Source organism: Spongiactinospora gelatinilytica (assembly GCF_003236385.1).
GTDB lineage: Bacteria > Actinomycetota > Actinomycetes > Streptosporangiales > Streptosporangiaceae > Spongiactinospora > Spongiactinospora gelatinilytica.
The window spans coordinates 1-389 of record NZ_POUA01000939.1 but is presented as its reverse complement, the minus strand read 5'-3'; the positions used below and the strand labels follow the sequence as shown (position 1 = coordinate 389).

Annotated in this window: 1 protein-coding gene; it reads left to right on the top strand. The window is 67.9% G+C overall.

Annotated elements, in window-relative coordinates; all coding sequences use genetic code 11:
• Positions 1–389: efflux RND transporter permease subunit (locus C1I98_RS40140; RefSeq protein ID WP_146607991.1), on the top strand; the 389-nt coding region annotated here is incomplete at both ends.

Below are 389 nucleotides of genomic sequence, written 5' to 3'. Positions count from 1 at the left end.
ATCCTAGGCAGCATCCCGCTCGCCCTGATCGGCTCGGTGGCCGCCCTTTGGATAGCCGGGCAACCACTCTCGGTCGCCTCGATGATCGGCTTCATCACGCTGACCGGCATCGCCACCCGCAACGGCATCCTCAAGATCAGCCACTACCTGAACCTTGCCATCCACGAGGGCATGCCGTTCGGGCGCGACCTCGTCATCCGCGGCAGCTTGGAGCGGCTGGCGCCGGTCCTGATGACGGCGCTCTCGGCGGGCGTCGCCCTGGTGCCGCTGATGATCGGCGCCGACGCGCCGGGCAAGGAGATCCTGCACCCCGTGGCGGTGACGATCTTCGGCGGCCTGATCAGTGCGACGCTGCTCGACACCGTGCTGACCCCGGTGCTGTTCCTGAC